This window comes from Enterobacter sp. N5-15 (assembly GCF_057221635.1).
Map to the genome: position 1 here is coordinate 4,386,727 of NZ_CM170150.1, position 16,109 is coordinate 4,402,835.

A 16,109-nucleotide genomic window follows, 5' to 3' on the forward strand; every position below is an offset into this window, starting at 1 on the left:
CAAATTACTTATTCTATCGTGATGATTTTCACACATTAATATTATTGAATACCCTGCCAATATTCACCCTAGAAACTATCTCTTCTTTTTCCTGACCCGACTCAAAACTTTTGCTCCGATTTGTGGCACAGGTTGTAATTTCGCACCGTTTCGGGGCGCTCGTTTTATTTAAGCCTGTCTACACTCAGCATTAAGCGTTCACTCGTCTCTTATTTTGTCGAACGCAAAACTGGCATTACGTTTGCTTTATAAACGTTGGCCAAAGCCACAGACAGGTTAAGCGTTTAAAAACGCCTCTATAACGATAAATTTCGCCACACAGGATGCATTATGAAAAAGACGATGATAGCCAGCCTGGCCGCTGCAGGCATGTTGTTTGCCGTAGCCGGTCAAGCCCATGCGGGAACGACACTGGATGCCGTTAAAAAGAAAGGTTTTGTTCAATGTGGTATCAGTGACGGTTTGCCTGGCTTCTCTTATGCCGATGCGAACGGCAAATTTACCGGTATTGATGTAGATGTCTGCCGTGGCGTTGCAGCCGCCGTTTTTGGCGATGACAGCAAAGTAAAATACACCCCGCTGACGGCGAAAGAACGCTTTACGGCGCTGCAGTCCGGCGAGGTCGACATGCTCTCCCGTAATACCACCTGGACTTCCTCCCGCGATGCAGGCATGGGGATGTCATTTACGGGCGTGACCTATTATGACGGCATCGGCTTCCTGACCCACAATAAAGCAGGCCTGAAAAGCGCTAAGGAACTGGATGGTGCCACCGTTTGTATCCAGGCGGGCACCGATACCGAGCTGAACGTCGCGGATTATTTCAAAGCAAACAACATGAAATACACCCCGGTGACATTCGACCGCTCGGATGAATCGGCCAAAGCGCTGGAATCCGGCCGTTGCGACACGCTGGCCTCTGACCAGTCACAGCTGTATGCCTTACGTATTAAGCTGAGCAACCCGGCAGAGTGGATTGTCCTGCCAGAAGTAATCTCCAAAGAACCTCTCGGCCCCGTCGTTCGTCGTGGTGATGAAGACTGGTTCTCCATTGTTCGCTGGACGCTGTTTGCCATGCTGAACGCAGAAGAGATGGGCATCAACTCTAAAAACGTTGATGAGAAAGCTGCTAAGCCATCCAACCCGGATATGGCACACCTGCTCGGTAAAGAAGGTGATTTCGGCAAGGATCTGAAGCTGGATAACAAGTGGGCTTACAACATCATCAAACAGGTGGGCAACTACTCTGAGATCTTTGAGCGCAACGTGGGATCGGAAAGCCCGCTGAAGATCAAACGCGGCCAGAACAATCTCTGGAACAACGGCGGCATTCAGTACGCGCCACCAGTACGTTAAGTCATAGCTGTAACGGGCACTGCTCAGGCAGTGCCCACTCCAGAGTCATGGTTACTGAGGTTTCTTTATGTCCCATCGCCGCTCAGCCGTAAAAGGATCGCTATCCTTTTCTCATCCCGCGGTCCGCGCCTGGCTATTCCAGATTATTGCTATTGTTGCGGTTGTTCTCATCGCCGTGTATCTCATCCATAACACCATCACCAACCTGAATAATCGCGGCATTACTTCCGGTTTCGCGTTTTTAGATCGCAGCGCGGGGTTTGGTATCGTTCAGCACCTTATTGATTACCAGGAAGGTGACACGTACGGACGCGTGTTCGTAGTCGGTTTACTGAATACGCTGTTGGTATCGGCGCTTTGTATCGTCTTCGCGTCGATACTGGGCTTCTTTATTGGCCTGGCGCGTCTTTCTGAAAACTGGCTCCTGCGGAAACTGTCGACTGTTTATATTGAGACGTTCCGCAATATCCCCCCGCTCCTGCAGATATTCTTCTGGTATTTCGCCGTACTGCGTAACCTTCCCGGTCCCCGCCAGGCCGTCGACGCGTTTGAGCTGTTTTTCCTGAGTAACCGTGGGTTGTCCATCCCCTCTCCCCTGGTGAGTGAAGGCCTGTACGCTTTCATCGGCGCGATTGCGATAGCGCTTGCTCTCTCTGCTGGGGTATTCCGTTTTAACCGCAAGCATCAGATCAAAACCGGTCAGCTCCGTAGAACCTGGCCCACGGCAGTCGTCCTGATCGTTAGCCTGCCGCTGATCGCACACTGGCTGTTTGGGGCCGCGCTGCACTGGGACATTCCACATCTGCGGGGCTTTAACTTTCAGGGCGGGATGGTATTAATTCCCGAGCTGGCAGCCCTGACGCTGGCGCTGTCGATTTATACGTCCGCGTTTATCGCAGAGATTATCCGTGCGGGGATACAGGCCGTACCTTATGGACAGCACGAGGCGGCACGCTCACTGGGATTACCCCATACCGTGACGCTTCGCCAGGTCATCATTCCGCAGGCTTTACGGGTCATCATTCCGCCCCTGACCAGCCAGTATCTCAATATTGTCAAAAACTCGTCGCTGGCCGCTGCCATTGGCTACCCGGATATGGTGTCACTCTTCGCCGGTACCGTGCTTAACCAGACCGGACAAGCCATTGAAACCATCGCCATCACGATGTCTGTCTATCTGATCATCAGCCTGGTGATTTCACTGCTGATGAACCTTTATAACCGTCGTATAGCACTGGTCGAGCGCTAAGGATCTATGATGACAAAAGCGATACTGTCGCACTCCTCGCGCCCTGCCAACTCGACAGGTGGACGTTTCATTCTCTGGGCGCGTAAGAATCTGTTCTCCAGCTGGAGTAACAGCCTGCTGACGATTGTCTGCCTGTGGCTCATGTGGGAATTGATTCCTCCCCTGCTGAACTGGGCGTTTTTACAGGCCAACTGGGTCGGTTCAACCCGAGCAGACTGCACAAAGGCCGGCGCCTGCTGGGTGTTTATTCATGAGCGCTTCGGCCAGTTTATGTATGGATTGTATCCCCATGAACAGCGCTGGCGGATTAATCTGGCGCTGGTTATCGGCCTGCTTTCTGTCGCGGCCATGTTCTGGAAAAAGCTGCCTCATCGTGGACGCTATATTGCCGCCTGGGCAGTGGTTTATCCAATTATTGTCTGGGCGCTGTTGTATGGCGGTTTCCTGGGGCTGGAACGCGTTGAAACACGCCAGTGGGGCGGGCTGACGCTGACGCTGATTATCGCTTCAGTGGGGATAGCCGGTGCGCTACCGTGGGGGATTTTACTGGCCCTGGGACGGCGTTCAAAAATGCCGATCGTCCGCGTGCTCTCCGTTATCTTCATTGAGTTCTGGCGCGGCGTACCGCTTATCACCGTTCTGTTTATGTCGTCGGTCATGCTGCCGCTGTTTATGGCAGAAGGTACCACCATCGACAAGCTGATCCGTGCCCTGGTGGGGGTGATTCTCTTCCAGTCCGCCTATGTCGCTGAAGTTGTACGTGGTGGGCTGCAAGCGTTGCCTAAAGGCCAGTACGAAGCGGCGGAATCACTGGCTCTTGGTTACTGGAAAACGCAAGGACTGGTCATTCTTCCCCAAGCACTCAAGCTGGTCATCCCGGGTCTGGTCAACACGATCATTGCCCTCTTCAAGGATACCAGCCTGGTGATCATCATTGGATTGTTCGATCTCTTTAGCAGCGTGCAACAGGCAACCGTTGACCCTGTCTGGCTGGGTATGTCCACCGAAGGATATGTCTTTGCAGCTCTGATCTACTGGATCTTTTGTTTTAGCATGTCGCGCTACAGCCAGCATCTGGAAAAGCGCTTTAACACCGGGCGTACACCGCACTGAGGAAATTATGAGCCAAATAACTATGACACCCGCCGACGCGATGATTACGCTGGAAAATGTGAATAAATGGTACGGACAATTTCATGTCCTGAAGGACATTAATCTTAAGGTAAAGCAGGGAGAACGCATTGTCCTTTGCGGCCCTTCTGGCTCCGGGAAATCCACGACCATTCGCTGTATTAATCATCTTGAAGAACATCAGCAAGGACGCATTGTGGTTGATGGCATCGAGCTGAATGAAGATATCCGCAATATCGAACGCGTACGTCAGGAAGTGGGAATGGTATTTCAGCACTTTAATCTGTTTCCGCACCTGACCGTTCTGCAGAACTGTACGCTTGCGCCAATTTGGGTACGAAAGATGCCGAAAAAGGAAGCGGAGGCATTAGCCATGCACTACCTCGAGCGCGTACGTATCGCCGAGCATGCCAATAAGTTTCCTGGCCAGATATCGGGCGGCCAACAGCAGCGTGTGGCTATCGCCCGTTCGCTGTGCATGAAACCGAAAATTATGCTGTTTGATGAACCGACATCTGCCCTGGATCCGGAAATGGTGAAAGAGGTTCTGGACACCATGATTGGGCTGGCGCAATCCGGTATGACCATGCTGTGTGTGACGCATGAGATGGGGTTTGCGCGAACCGTGGCCGACCGGGTGATCTTTATGGATCGCGGGGAGATTGTTGAGCAGGCACCGCCGGATGAGTTCTTTGCGCATCCGAAGTCAGAACGTACGCGAGCATTCCTGTCGCAGGTGATTCATTAGTCGTTTGCTCTGCCGGGTGGCGGCTTCGCCTTACCCGGCCTACCGTTTTTTCTGCACATAAACGCAAAAAGGCCATCCTTTCGGATGGCCTTCTCACTTATTTGATGTCTGGCAGTTCCCTACTCTCACATGGGGAGACCCCACACTACCATCGGCGCTACGGCGTTTCACTTCTGAGTTCGGCATGGGGTCAGGTGGGACCGCCGCGCTAAAGCCGCCAGACAAATTCTTTTACTTCTTGCCGAACTTTAACCTAAGTATAAAGTGGTGCTGATACCCAGAGTCGAACTGGGGACCTCACCCTTACCAAGGGTGCGCTCTACCAACTGAGCCATATCAGCACGCTAAATTTGATGCCTGGCAGTTCCCTACTCTCACATGGGGAGACCCCACACTACCATCGGCGCTACGGCGTTTCACTTCTGAGTTCGGCATGGGGTCAGGTGGGACCACCGCGCTAAAGCCGCCAGGCAAATTCTGTTAAATCTGTATCAAAACTGAAAATCTTCTGTCTCTCGTCCGCCGAAACAGCTTCGGCGTTGTAAGGTTAAGCCTCACGGTTCATTAGTATCGGTTAGCTCAACGCATCGCTGCGCTTACACACCCGACCTATCAACGTCGTAGTCTTCAACGTTCCTTCAGGGCCCTTAAAGGGTCAGGGAGAACTCATCTCGGGGCAAGTTTCGTGCTTAGATGCTTTCAGCACTTATCTTTTCCGCATTTAGCTACCGGGCAATGCCATTGGCATGACAACCCGAACACCAGTGATGCGTCCACTCCGGTCCTCTCGTACTAGGAGCAGCCCCCCTCAATTCTCCAGCGCCCACGGCAGATAGGGACCGAACTGTCTCACGACGTTCTAAACCCAGCTCGCGTACCACTTTAAATGGCGAACAGCCATACCCTTGGGACCTACTTCAGCCCCAGGATGTGATGAGCCGACATCGAGGTGCCAAACACCGCCGTCGATATGAACTCTTGGGCGGTATCAGCCTGTTATCCCCGGAGTACCTTTTATCCGTTGAGCGATGGCCCTTCCATTCAGAACCACCGGATCACTATGACCTGCTTTCGCACCTGCTCGAGCCGTCACTCTCGCAGTCAAGCTAGCTTATGCCATTGCACTAACCTCCTGATGTCCGACCAGGATTAGCTAACCTTCGTGCTCCTCCGTTACTCTTTGGGAGGAGACCGCCCCAGTCAAACTACCCACCAGACACTGTCCGCAACCCGGATTACGGGTCTACGTTAGAACACCAGCCATTAAAGGGTGGTATTTCAAGGTCGGCTCCACGCAGACTGGCGTCCACGCTTCAAAGCCTCCCACCTATCCTACACATCAAGGACCAGTGTTCAGTGTCAAGCTATAGTAAAGGTTCACGGGGTCTTTCCGTCTTGCCGCGGGTACACTGCATCTTCACAGCGAGTTCAATTTCACTGAGTCTCGGGTGGAGACAGCCTGGCCATCATTACGCCATTCGTGCAGGTCGGAACTTACCCGACAAGGAATTTCGCTACCTTAGGACCGTTATAGTTACGGCCGCCGTTTACCGGGGCTTCGATCAAGAGCTTCGCGTTGCCGCTAACCCCATCAATTAACCTTCCGGCACCGGGCAGGCGTCACACCGTATACGTCCACTTTCGTGTTTGCACAGTGCTGTGTTTTTAATAAACAGTTGCAGCCAGCTGGTATCTTCGACTGATTTCAGCTCCACCCGCAGGGGCTTCACCTACACATCAGCGTGCCTTCTCCCGAAGTTACGGCACCATTTTGCCTAGTTCCTTCACCCGAGTTCTCTCAAGCGCCTTGGTATTCTCTACCTGACCACCTGTGTCGGTTTGGGGTACGATTTGATGTTACCTGATGCTTAGAGGCTTTTCCTGGAAGCAGGGCATTTGTTACTTCAGCACCGTAGTGCCTCGTCATCACACCTCAGCGTTAATAAGGTACCGGATTTACCTGGAACCTCCGCCTACATGCTTAAACCGGGACAACCGTCGCCCGGCTAACATAGCCTTCTCCGTCCCCCCTTCGCAGTAACACCAAGTACAGGAATATTAACCTGTTTCCCATCGACTACGCCTTTCGGCCTCGCCTTAGGGGTCGACTCACCCTGCCCCGATTAACGTTGGACAGGAACCCTTGGTCTTCCGGCGTGCGGGCTTTTCACCCGCATTATCGTTACTTATGTCAGCATTCGCACTTCTGATACCTCCAGCACCCCTCACAGGACACCTTCAACGGCTTACAGAACGCTCCCCTACCCAACAACACCTAAGTGTCGCTGCCGCAGCTTCGGTGCATGGTTTAGCCCCGTTACATCTTCCGCGCAGGCCGACTCGACCAGTGAGCTATTACGCTTTCTTTAAATGATGGCTGCTTCTAAGCCAACATCCTGGCTGTCTGTGCCTTCCCACATCGTTTCCCACTTAACCATGACTTTGGGACCTTAGCTGGCGGTCTGGGTTGTTTCCCTCTTCACGACGGACGTTAGCACCCGCCGTGTGTCTCCCGTGATAACATTCTTCGGTATTCGTAGTTTGCATCGGGTTGGTAAGCCGGGATGGCCCCCTAGCCGAAACAGTGCTCTACCCCCGAAGATGAGTTCACGAGGCGCTACCTAAATAGCTTTCGGGGAGAACCAGCTATCTCCCGGTTTGATTGGCCTTTCACCCCCAGCCACAAGTCATCCGCTAATTTTTCAACATTAGTCGGTTCGGTCCTCCAGTTAGTGTTACCCAACCTTCAACCTGCCCATGGCTAGATCACCGGGTTTCGGGTCTATACCCTGCAACTTAACGCCCAGTTAAGACTCGGTTTCCCTTCGGCTCCCCTATACGGTTAACCTTGCTACAGAATATAAGTCGCTGACCCATTATACAAAAGGTACGCAGTCACACCACGAAGGTGCTCCCACTGCTTGTACGTACACGGTTTCAGGTTCTTTTTCACTCCCCTCGCCGGGGTTCTTTTCGCCTTTCCCTCACGGTACTGGTTCACTATCGGTCAGTCAGGAGTATTTAGCCTTGGAGGATGGTCCCCCCATATTCAGACAGGATACCACGTGTCCCGCCCTACTCTTCGAGTTCACAACCTGTGTGCTTTCGTGTACGGGACTATCACCCTGTACCGTGCGACTTTCCAGACGCTTCCACTAACACACAAGCTGATTCAGACTCTGGGCTGCTCCCCGTTCGCTCGCCGCTACTGGGGGAATCTCGGTTGATTTCTTTTCCTCGGGGTACTTAGATGTTTCAGTTCCCCCGGTTCGCCTCGTTAACCTATGTATTCAGTTAACGATAGTGTGACGAATCACACTGGGTTTCCCCATTCGGACATCGCCGGGTCAAAGGTTCATATCACCTCGCCGGCGCTTTTCGCAGATTAGCACGTCCTTCATCGCCTCTGACTGCCAGGGCATCCACCGTGTACGCTTAGTCGCTTAACCTCACAACCCGAAGATGTTTCTTTCGATTCATCATCGACTTGCGAAAATTTGAGAGACTCGAACACACATAACATGTGTGTCGTTTCAATTTTCAGCTTGATCCAGATTTTTAAAGAGCAAAACTTCTTAATGCACTCAAAAGTACATTCAGAAGTTCATCATTCATCAGACAATCTGTGTGAGCACTACAAAGGCAGGTTCTTTAAGGTAAGGAGGTGATCCAACCGCAGGTTCCCCTACGGTTACCTTGTTACGACTTCACCCCAGTCATGAATCACAAAGTGGTAAGCGCCCTCCCGAAGGTTAAGCTACCTACTTCTTTTGCAACCCACTCCCATGGTGTGACGGGCGGTGTGTACAAGGCCCGGGAACGTATTCACCGTAGCATTCTGATCTACGATTACTAGCGATTCCGACTTCATGGAGTCGAGTTGCAGACTCCAATCCGGACTACGACGCACTTTATGAGGTCCGCTTGCTCTCGCGAGGTCGCTTCTCTTTGTATGCGCCATTGTAGCACGTGTGTAGCCCTACTCGTAAGGGCCATGATGACTTGACGTCATCCCCACCTTCCTCCAGTTTATCACTGGCAGTCTCCTTTGAGTTCCCGGCCGAACCGCTGGCAACAAAGGATAAGGGTTGCGCTCGTTGCGGGACTTAACCCAACATTTCACAACACGAGCTGACGACAGCCATGCAGCACCTGTCTCAGAGTTCCCGAAGGCACCAAAGCATCTCTGCTAAGTTCTCTGGATGTCAAGAGTAGGTAAGGTTCTTCGCGTTGCATCGAATTAAACCACATGCTCCACCGCTTGTGCGGGCCCCCGTCAATTCATTTGAGTTTTAACCTTGCGGCCGTACTCCCCAGGCGGTCGACTTAACGCGTTAGCTCCGGAAGCCACTCCTCAAGGGAACAACCTCCAAGTCGACATCGTTTACGGCGTGGACTACCAGGGTATCTAATCCTGTTTGCTCCCCACGCTTTCGCACCTGAGCGTCAGTCTTTGTCCAGGGGGCCGCCTTCGCCACCGGTATTCCTCCAGATCTCTACGCATTTCACCGCTACACCTGGAATTCTACCCCCCTCTACAAGACTCTAGCCTGCCAGTTTCGAATGCAGTTCCCAGGTTGAGCCCGGGGATTTCACATCCGACTTGACAGACCGCCTGCGTGCGCTTTACGCCCAGTAATTCCGATTAACGCTTGCACCCTCCGTATTACCGCGGCTGCTGGCACGGAGTTAGCCGGTGCTTCTTCTGCGGGTAACGTCAATCGACAAGGTTATTAACCTTATCGCCTTCCTCCCCGCTGAAAGTACTTTACAACCCGAAGGCCTTCTTCATACACGCGGCATGGCTGCATCAGGCTTGCGCCCATTGTGCAATATTCCCCACTGCTGCCTCCCGTAGGAGTCTGGACCGTGTCTCAGTTCCAGTGTGGCTGGTCATCCTCTCAGACCAGCTAGGGATCGTCGCCTAGGTGAGCCGTTACCCCACCTACTAGCTAATCCCATCTGGGCACATCTGATGGCAAGAGGCCCGAAGGTCCCCCTCTTTGGTCTTGCGACGTTATGCGGTATTAGCTACCGTTTCCAGTAGTTATCCCCCTCCATCAGGCAGTTTCCCAGACATTACTCACCCGTCCGCCGCTCGTCACCCAGGAGCAAGCTCCCTGTGCTACCGCTCGACTTGCATGTGTTAGGCCTGCCGCCAGCGTTCAATCTGAGCCATGATCAAACTCTTCAATTTAAGTTTGATGCTCGTGAATTAAACTTCGTAATGAATTACGTATGTTCACTCAGAGACTTGGTATTCATTTATTGTCCGAAGACATTAAGAATCCATGTCACTTTGAGTGCCCACACAGATTGTCTGATAAATTGTTAAAGAGCAGTGCAACGCGGCTTTCGCTCACCGTTGCGAGGTGGCGTATATTACGCTTTCCTCTTTCAGAGTCAACCCGTTATTTCAGGATTTTTTCTCTTCAACCGAACCGCTTGTTGTGTGAAGTGATTCACATCCGCCGTGTCGATGGAGGCGCATTATAGGGATCCCATTTTTTAGCACAAGTATTTTTTAGATCTTTTTTTCCGACTGCTGATTTTCCGCGCTTTTCGCTGAAATCCCGCCCGATCTGCTTAAATATTGACGTATTTTGCCTTGCCTCGATCCATTACTATGATCAAAGTCTTCTGTATAGCGCTCATTGTTAGAGGTAGATATGCCCGCAGTATTACGTCCTTATAAAGATCTCTTCCCCCAAAAAGGCGATCGCGTGATGATCGATGCCAGCAGCGTGGTGATTGGTGATGTCCGAATGGCCGATGACGTCAGCATCTGGCCGCTTGTCGCCATCAGGGGAGATGTTAACTATGTGTCGATTGGTGCACGTACCAATATTCAGGACGGTAGCGTTCTGCATGTCACACACAAATCCTCCTATAACCCGGAGGGCAATCCCCTCATCATTGGAGAAGAGGTTACCGTCGGCCATAAAGTGATGCTTCACGGCTGCACTATCGGAAATCGCGTACTTGTTGGCATGGGGTCGATTTTACTGGATGGCGTCATAGTAGAAGATGACGTAATGATTGGTGCCGGTAGCCTGGTCCCGCAGAACAAACGGCTGGAGAGTGGCTATCTCTATCTGGGAAGCCCGGTAAAACAGATCCGCCCCCTGAAGGAGGCAGAGATCGAAGGGTTAAAATACTCGGCAAACAACTACGTTAACTGGAAGAATGACTATTTGGATCAGGACAACCAAACCCAGCCCTGATCGTCTTCCTGTTGTTCGCGGATTAAATCGCTGGCTTCCTCTTCCAGATCCCAGCGATTTTCGCAAAATACCGCTATCGGGTCTGAACCGCCAAAACGACGCAGCAGCGTTTCCCCATGAATGGCACAGGTAAGTTGCATCCCCTGCACCAGCACCGGAAAACAGACCGCTTGTTTACTCTCATCCCAGTTCTCTCTGTCCGGGAAATGAATAGCCTGGTTCACGCCGACAGCTCCTGCTTTAACTTTTCAATGACAGGTTCGACCGCAGGCAACACGCCATGCCAGAGCAGCACCGCATGCGCGGCCTGACCCACCAGCATTCCCAGCCCATCGGCTAACTGTTTCGCGCCGTGTTGTTCGCACCAGTTAAGGAAAGGCGTTTTCCCTTTCTGATAAAACATGTCATAGAAGTACATATGCGCGTTGACCAGAGAAGCGGGAATTGCCGGGATCTCGCCATTAATGCCGCTGGACGTGGCGTTGATGACAAGATCGAACTCACGATCGGCAAGATCGTCAAGCGCTACCGCGCTCACGCTGCCGGTATGGGCAAACAACGCCGCTAGCACTTCTGCGCGGGAAAAGGTTCTGTTGGTAATGGTCACCGCGCAGTCCAGTGAAAGCAGAGGCAACAGTACTCCCCGCGATGCGCCACCCGCACCAATCAGCAGGACCCGGAATCCGGGCTTAATAAACGACAGTCGTTCCAGATCGCTAAGTAAACCAATTCCGTCGGTGTTGTCCCCCAAAAGGCGGCCATCCTCAAGCCGTTTTAGGGTATTGACTGCACCAGCCAGTGAAGCGCGCTCGGTTAGCTCATCCGCACGTTCGAAGGCTTCCTCTTTAAAAGGGACCGTCACATTTGCGCCTTTACCGCCCGCAGCGAAAAAAGCCTCCAGCGTTGGAATAAATGCATCCACCGGTGCCAGTACGCGGCCATAGGGATGATTTATCTGCAGCTGCTTCGCAAATTGCTGATGGATCAACGGTGACTTGCTGTGTGCAATCGGATTACCAAAAACAGCATAGGTTTCCATGAGATTACCCCTGGCGAAAACGTTCGCCGGTCAAAGCGTCGCGAATTTCAGACGGATTCAGGCGCCCTCCCGTTTCACCGACAGCAACAGGGAAGTCATTCCCGAACTGCGCCAGTACTTCTTCGGTTGACCGACAAGGTGGCAATCCGGTCAGGTTGGCGCTGGTTGAGACCAGCGGTTTACCAAATGCCAGACAAAGCTCAACCACCAGCGGATGGTCAGTTACGCGAACGGCGAGGGAATCAAAACGTCCGGTTAACCAGCGCGGCGTTGTCGGCTGCGCTGGGAAGACGAAGGTCACCGGTCCAGGCCACGCCGAGAAGATAGTCTCGCGCTGCGCCGGCGTCAGCATGGAGTCATCGATATAGGGTTTAAGCTGTTCGTAATTCGCAGCGATCAAAATCAGCCCTTTCTCGACGGGTCTTTGTTTTAAGGCAAGCAGACGGCTCACTGCCGTCTCGCTGTCAGGATCGCAACCGACCCCAAAAACAGCTTCAGTTGGATAGGCGATGACTTCTTCATTTTTCAGTACGTCCACTGCATGCGCAATGGAGCCTGATGGCAGGTTATTATTCACTATTTTGATCCGCCGTAACCGGCTTTCCACATTGTTTACTGGCGCAGAAGCGTTTCATGCCTTGCGCGGTTTTCTTCTCTATGAGTAGCGGATAATTGCAATGAGGGCAGGTTCCCGCTACCGGTTTAAAATTGATAACGAACTGGCATTCAGGATAGCGATCGCACGAATGGAAGGTCTTACCATAACGGGAGCGGCGCTGTACCAATTGACCACGTTGACACTGAGGGCACGCAATTGCCGTTTCATCAGGCTTATCAATTTGTTCCGTATGTTCGCATTCCGGGTAGCGGCTACATCCAATAAACATGCCGAAACGCCCCTGACGCAGGGCTAATTCACCACCGCAGACTGGACAAAACTGCCCCTCCAGAATTTTAACGATATGTCCATCCGCCTGGCTTTTCAGGGGACGGACATAATCACATTCCGGATAGTGTGAACAACCGAGAAACGGGCCGTGTTTCCCGGACCGAATAACAAGTTCAGCCCCGCACTGCGGGCAGGGCTCGTTTTTATGCACCGTGAATAGTGCTGATTTGGCCATAACAACTCTTGGTGCTGCACATTGAATTAGTGCAGCATACCTTCATTCACTTCAAAGAGTAATTCTTCCATTTGCTGATAGGCATTTTCACAGCCCGGGATATTAAACAGAACCATCAGGATCACCCACTTGAGATCTTCCAGTTCAAATTCTGCTGTATCCAGCGCCATGACGCGCTCTATCACCATTTCTCTCGTTTCGAGGTTCAGCACCTGAATCTGCTCAAGGAATAAGATGAACCCCCGGCAGCTGGCGTCCAGCCTTTCACACTCTTCTGCGGTATAAATGCGTACTGACAATGGGTCAGAAGCAAGCTGCATCGGTTCGGCGAGGCCTTCCTGATAATCAGCCAGTTTTTCCAGCCACATCAACGCATTATAGATATCTTCCCGCTCAAACCCCGCATCGGTAAGATCCTGTGTTAATTTGTCCTGATCCACTCGCATTTCTGCTTCGTTATGGATGTAAGTCTCAAACAAATACATCAGTACGTCGAACATGGCATGCCCTCCTTAATCGGACATAGCCGCCGGGTACAGCTGCGATCCACCCTGCTAACTCCAGTTCGAGTAGCTGTGCTACTGTTACTGGCACAGGTTGGCCGGCACGTTCAGCGACAACGTCAACAGGTGTTACCTCATCTCCTACGTTAGCCAGGAGCTTGGGAAATGGCAATGCCACCTTTCCCTGATCTGATGAATATTGTCGCTTTTCGGGATCTTCCTGCAGCCATTGCAACCCATATTGCAAATTTTCAAGAATATCCCCTACTTCCGTTACCGGTGTTGCCCCTTGCTTAATCAGCCAGTGGGGCCCGTCGCATCCGGGGTTGCCTATCGGACCAGGCAAGGCGAAGACTTCTCGCCCTTGTTCGAGCGCGCATCGCGCCGTGACCAGCGAACCGCTTCTCCGCGCCGCTTCAACGACCAGCACGCCTTTGCTAAGCCCGCTGATAATGCGATTACGACGCGGAAAGTTTGCTGGCCTCGGCTGTGCGGAAAGCGGGAACTCCGACACTATCGCGCCGTCAGATTCAATAAGCCGCATCGCCAGTGCCTGATGTCGGCGTGGATAAATACTAAAAAGACCGTTCCCGAGCACCGCTACACTTCGACCTTTAACTGACAGCGCCGCGCCGTGGGCAACGCCGTCAATACCGCAGGCAAGCCCGCTGGTGATCGTGAAACCGCTTTGTGACAATTGTTCGCACAGGAATTTCCCCCATCGCTCGCCGTACCATGACGGCGCACGACTGCCTACCACCGCCAGTTGAACCGTATTAAGCGCCTCAGGGTTACCTTTTACGAATAATGCCCCGGGATAATCAGGGATCGTTCGGAGTAAAGGGGGATAAAGCGGATGGTTGGCCGTCAATAAGTGATTTCCCGGCTGCTCAAGCCACATCAGGCTACGTTCCAGTTCGCTCTCGTCTGGCGCAAAGAACCGTTCAACCTGCTTTGCTGTCAGCCCGGCGTTCCTGGCGACGAGCGCATCGATGTTTCCCTGCTTCTGCAGTCGCGCAGCCGCTTCCAGCATTACATCACCACATAGAGACCCTGTGTGTATTAGCCGTAGCCATATCTCGGTAGACGTCATCCTTTCCCCTGCCATAAGCGGCCTCCGCAATCATTGCGATTGGTCACTGATGCTGTCAATCGATGGGGGATTTGTCTAGAATAGAGAGAGTATTCTTATCAACTCCTGAACACGACTCTGGAAATTTATGGCAGTTTTGCAAGTGTTACATATTCCGGACGAGCGCCTTCGCATCGTCGCTGAACCGGTCAAAGAAGTGAATGCAGAAATCCAGCGTATCGTTGATGATATGTTCGATACCATGTACGCCGAAGAAGGCATTGGCCTGGCGGCGACGCAGGTGGACATTCACAAGCGTATTATCGTGATTGATGTTTCTGAAAATCGCGATGGCCGCCTGGTGCTGATCAACCCTGAGTTGCTCGAAAAGAGTGGCGAAACCGGTATTGAGGAAGGCTGTCTGTCCATTCCTGAACAGCGTGCTTTAGTGCCGCGTGCCGAAAAAGTGAAAATTCGCGCCCTGGATCGTGACGGTAATCCGTTCGAACTGGAAGCAGACGACCTGCTGGCGATTTGTATTCAGCATGAGATGGATCACCTGGTCGGTAAACTGTTTATCGATTATCTCTCGCCGCTGAAACAGCAGCGTATTCGTCAGAAAGTAGAAAAACTGGATCGTTTGCGTTCTCGCGCATAACGTCCCCCCGGATACAAGGATCATCGTGTCTAAAACACTACGAATTATCTTCGCGGGAACTCCTGATTTTGCAGCGCGTCATCTTGACGCGCTGTTATCTTCTGGTCACCAGGTTGTTGGCGTCTTTACCCAGCCGGACCGTCCTGCAGGTCGCGGTAAAAAACTGATGCCGAGCCCAGTAAAGGTACTGGCAGAAGAGCATGGGCTACCCGTTTTCCAGCCCGTATCGTTACGCCCACAGGAAAATCAGCAGCTGGTTGCTGACCTGAATGCCGACGTAATGGTGGTGGTGGCTTACGGTTTAATTTTGCCGAAAGCTGTGCTCGATATGCCTCGCCTGGGGTGCATCAACGTGCATGGGTCTCTGCTCCCGCGCTGGCGTGGTGCTGCACCTATCCAACGCTCGCTGTGGGCAGGTGATGCCGAAACGGGCGTTACTATTATGAAGATGGACGTAGGTTTAGACACCGGCGATATGCTGTATAAACTGGCCTGTCCCATTACGTCAGACGATACCAGCGCCACGCTGTATGACAAACTGGCAGACCTCGGTCCACAAGGGCTTATCGAGACGCTCCAGCAGCTGGCTGACAATACGGCGAAACCGGAAGTTCAGGATGAGGCACTGGTGACGTATGCCGAAAAACTGAGCAAAGAAGAAGCGCGGATCGACTGGTCCCTGTCAGCCGCTCAACTTGAACGCTGCATTCGCGCTTTTAATCCGTGGCCAATGAGCTGGATGGAGATTGATGAGCAGCCGGTGAAAGTCTGGAAAGCCTCCGTCATTAGCGGTACTACCACCGCTGAACCCGGTACGATTGTTGACGCCAACAAGAACGGGATCCAGGTGGCGACTGCGCAAGGGATCTTGAATCTTGAATCGCTACAACCGGCCGGTAAGAAGGCCATGAGCGCCCAGGATCTGTTAAATTCCCGTCGCGAATGGTTTATTCCGGGCAATCGTCTTGCCTGAGCAAATTTATCCTTAAGGCCCGGTGTTTCCGG

13 protein-coding genes, 1 tRNA gene and 4 rRNA genes are annotated in these 16,109 nt (G+C 52.5%); 7 read left to right on the plus strand and 11 right to left on the minus strand.

Going from position 1 to position 16,109, the window contains the following annotated elements; all coding sequences use genetic code 11:
* Nucleotides 1-330: 330 nt before the first annotated feature.
* The 4 genes from AC2TE5_RS20715 to AC2TE5_RS20730 all read left to right on the plus strand — a co-directional run bounded on the left by AC2TE5_RS20715 (nucleotide 331) and on the right by AC2TE5_RS20730 (nucleotide 4,484).
* Nucleotides 331-1,356, plus strand: coding sequence for an amino acid ABC transporter substrate-binding protein (locus AC2TE5_RS20715; RefSeq protein ID WP_023333654.1), 1,026 nt, complete (start codon nucleotides 331-333; stop codon nucleotides 1,354-1,356).
* A gap of 67 nt (nucleotides 1,357-1,423) precedes the next feature.
* The gene (locus AC2TE5_RS20720; protein WP_484612290.1) at nucleotides 1,424-2,605 is read left to right on the plus strand and encodes an amino acid ABC transporter permease; all 1,182 of its coding nucleotides are present in this window, start codon (nucleotides 1,424-1,426) and stop codon (nucleotides 2,603-2,605) included.
* 9 nt (nucleotides 2,606-2,614) lie between these two features.
* A complete protein-coding gene (locus AC2TE5_RS20725) occupies nucleotides 2,615-3,718 on the plus strand; it encodes an amino acid ABC transporter permease (RefSeq protein WP_121424811.1) in 1,104 nt (367 codons plus the stop codon).
* Between the two features lie 7 nt (nucleotides 3,719-3,725).
* Nucleotides 3,726-4,484, plus strand: coding sequence for an amino acid ABC transporter ATP-binding protein (locus AC2TE5_RS20730; RefSeq protein WP_014171880.1), 759 nt, complete (start codon nucleotides 3,726-3,728; stop codon nucleotides 4,482-4,484).
* Nucleotides 4,485-4,590: 106 nt separating this feature from the next.
* On the opposite strand, the gene rrf (AC2TE5_RS20735) is transcribed toward AC2TE5_RS20730, so the two are convergent.
* The 5 genes from rrf (AC2TE5_RS20735) to AC2TE5_RS20755 form a co-directional block, all read right to left on the minus strand.
* A 5S ribosomal RNA gene (gene rrf / locus AC2TE5_RS20735) occupies nucleotides 4,591-4,706 on the minus strand.
* A gap of 43 nt (nucleotides 4,707-4,749) precedes the next feature.
* Nucleotides 4,750-4,825: transfer RNA gene (locus tag AC2TE5_RS20740), tRNA-Thr, on the minus strand.
* Between the two features lie 14 nt (nucleotides 4,826-4,839).
* A 5S ribosomal RNA gene (gene rrf / locus AC2TE5_RS20745) occupies nucleotides 4,840-4,955 on the minus strand.
* 72 nt (nucleotides 4,956-5,027) lie between these two features.
* Nucleotides 5,028-7,933: ribosomal RNA gene (locus tag AC2TE5_RS20750) — 23S ribosomal RNA — on the minus strand.
* Between the two features lie 208 nt (nucleotides 7,934-8,141).
* Nucleotides 8,142-9,681 (minus strand): 16S ribosomal RNA (locus AC2TE5_RS20755).
* Together the 16S, 23S and 5S rRNA genes with 1 tRNA gene alongside form the textbook arrangement of a ribosomal RNA operon.
* A 472-nt stretch (nucleotides 9,682-10,153) precedes the next feature.
* On the opposite strand from AC2TE5_RS20755, the gene AC2TE5_RS20760 reads away from it, so the two are divergent.
* A complete protein-coding gene (locus AC2TE5_RS20760; RefSeq protein WP_029740647.1) occupies nucleotides 10,154-10,708 on the plus strand; it encodes a gamma carbonic anhydrase family protein in 555 nt (184 codons plus the stop codon).
* Here the strand turns inward: AC2TE5_RS20760 and AC2TE5_RS20765 are convergent.
* From AC2TE5_RS20765 to dprA, 6 genes are read right to left on the minus strand one after another with little or no spacing between them, the layout of a single operon-like run.
* Entirely contained in the window at nucleotides 10,684-10,932 is a 249-nt protein-coding gene (locus AC2TE5_RS20765; protein WP_048976997.1) for a DUF1488 family protein, read from the minus strand. The genes AC2TE5_RS20760 and AC2TE5_RS20765 overlap by 25 nt on opposite strands.
* Nucleotides 10,929-11,747: a shikimate dehydrogenase gene (gene aroE / locus AC2TE5_RS20770; protein WP_484612291.1), complete on the minus strand. Its 819-nt coding sequence runs from the start codon at nucleotides 11,745-11,747 to the stop codon at nucleotides 10,929-10,931. Before aroE ends, AC2TE5_RS20765 begins: the two co-directional genes overlap by 4 nt.
* A 4-nt stretch (nucleotides 11,748-11,751) precedes the next feature.
* Entirely contained in the window at nucleotides 11,752-12,324 is a 573-nt protein-coding gene (gene tsaC / locus AC2TE5_RS20775; RefSeq protein WP_029740644.1) for an L-threonylcarbamoyladenylate synthase type 1 TsaC, read from the minus strand.
* A complete protein-coding gene (locus tag AC2TE5_RS20780; RefSeq protein ID WP_032662341.1) occupies nucleotides 12,317-12,871 on the minus strand; it encodes a DNA topoisomerase family protein in 555 nt (184 codons plus the stop codon). The genes tsaC and AC2TE5_RS20780 overlap by 8 nt, the downstream gene beginning before the upstream one ends.
* A 26-nt stretch (nucleotides 12,872-12,897) precedes the next feature.
* On the minus strand, nucleotides 12,898-13,371 hold the full coding sequence (gene smg / locus AC2TE5_RS20785) for a DUF494 family protein Smg (protein WP_008503477.1): 474 nt from the start codon (nucleotides 13,369-13,371) through the stop codon (nucleotides 12,898-12,900).
* Nucleotides 13,343-14,467: a DNA-protecting protein DprA gene (gene dprA, locus AC2TE5_RS20790; RefSeq protein WP_484612292.1), complete on the minus strand. Its 1,125-nt coding sequence runs from the start codon at nucleotides 14,465-14,467 to the stop codon at nucleotides 13,343-13,345. Before dprA ends, smg begins: the two co-directional genes overlap by 29 nt.
* Nucleotides 14,468-14,594: 127 nt before the next feature.
* Here dprA and def point away from each other — a divergent pair, with 127 nt between their 5' ends.
* Nucleotides 14,595-15,104 carry a peptide deformylase gene (gene def, locus AC2TE5_RS20795; RefSeq protein WP_008503479.1) on the plus strand — a complete coding sequence of 170 codons (510 nt, stop codon included), beginning with the start codon at nucleotides 14,595-14,597 and terminating at the stop codon, nucleotides 15,102-15,104.
* A gap of 25 nt (nucleotides 15,105-15,129) precedes the next feature.
* Nucleotides 15,130-16,077: a methionyl-tRNA formyltransferase gene (gene fmt, locus AC2TE5_RS20800; RefSeq protein ID WP_484612293.1), complete on the plus strand. Its 948-nt coding sequence runs from the start codon at nucleotides 15,130-15,132 to the stop codon at nucleotides 16,075-16,077.
* Nucleotides 16,078-16,109 lie beyond the last annotated feature (32 nt).

What these genes read in the sequence shown, in the direction of transcription:
- AC2TE5_RS20730 (WP_014171880.1), top strand. Translation starts at nt 3,726, where the DNA reads ATGAGCCAAATAACTATGACACCCGCCGACGCGATGATTACGCTGGAA.
- dprA (WP_484612292.1), bottom strand. Translation starts at nt 14,467, where the DNA reads ATGACGTCTACCGAGATATGGCTACGGCTAATACACACAGGGTCTCTA.
- AC2TE5_RS20715 (WP_023333654.1), top strand. Translation starts at nt 331, where the DNA reads ATGAAAAAGACGATGATAGCCAGCCTGGCCGCTGCAGGCATGTTGTTT.
- AC2TE5_RS20760 (WP_029740647.1), top strand. Translation starts at nt 10,154, where the DNA reads ATGCCCGCAGTATTACGTCCTTATAAAGATCTCTTCCCCCAAAAAGGC.
- aroE (WP_484612291.1), bottom strand. Translation starts at nt 11,747, where the DNA reads ATGGAAACCTATGCTGTTTTTGGTAATCCGATTGCACACAGCAAGTCA.
- smg (WP_008503477.1), bottom strand. Translation starts at nt 13,371, where the DNA reads ATGTTCGACGTACTGATGTATTTGTTTGAGACTTACATCCATAACGAA.
- AC2TE5_RS20725 (WP_121424811.1), top strand. Translation starts at nt 2,615, where the DNA reads ATGACAAAAGCGATACTGTCGCACTCCTCGCGCCCTGCCAACTCGACA.
- AC2TE5_RS20720 (WP_484612290.1), top strand. Translation starts at nt 1,424, where the DNA reads ATGTCCCATCGCCGCTCAGCCGTAAAAGGATCGCTATCCTTTTCTCAT.
- def (WP_008503479.1), top strand. Translation starts at nt 14,595, where the DNA reads ATGGCAGTTTTGCAAGTGTTACATATTCCGGACGAGCGCCTTCGCATC.
- AC2TE5_RS20780 (WP_032662341.1), bottom strand. Translation starts at nt 12,871, where the DNA reads ATGGCCAAATCAGCACTATTCACGGTGCATAAAAACGAGCCCTGCCCG.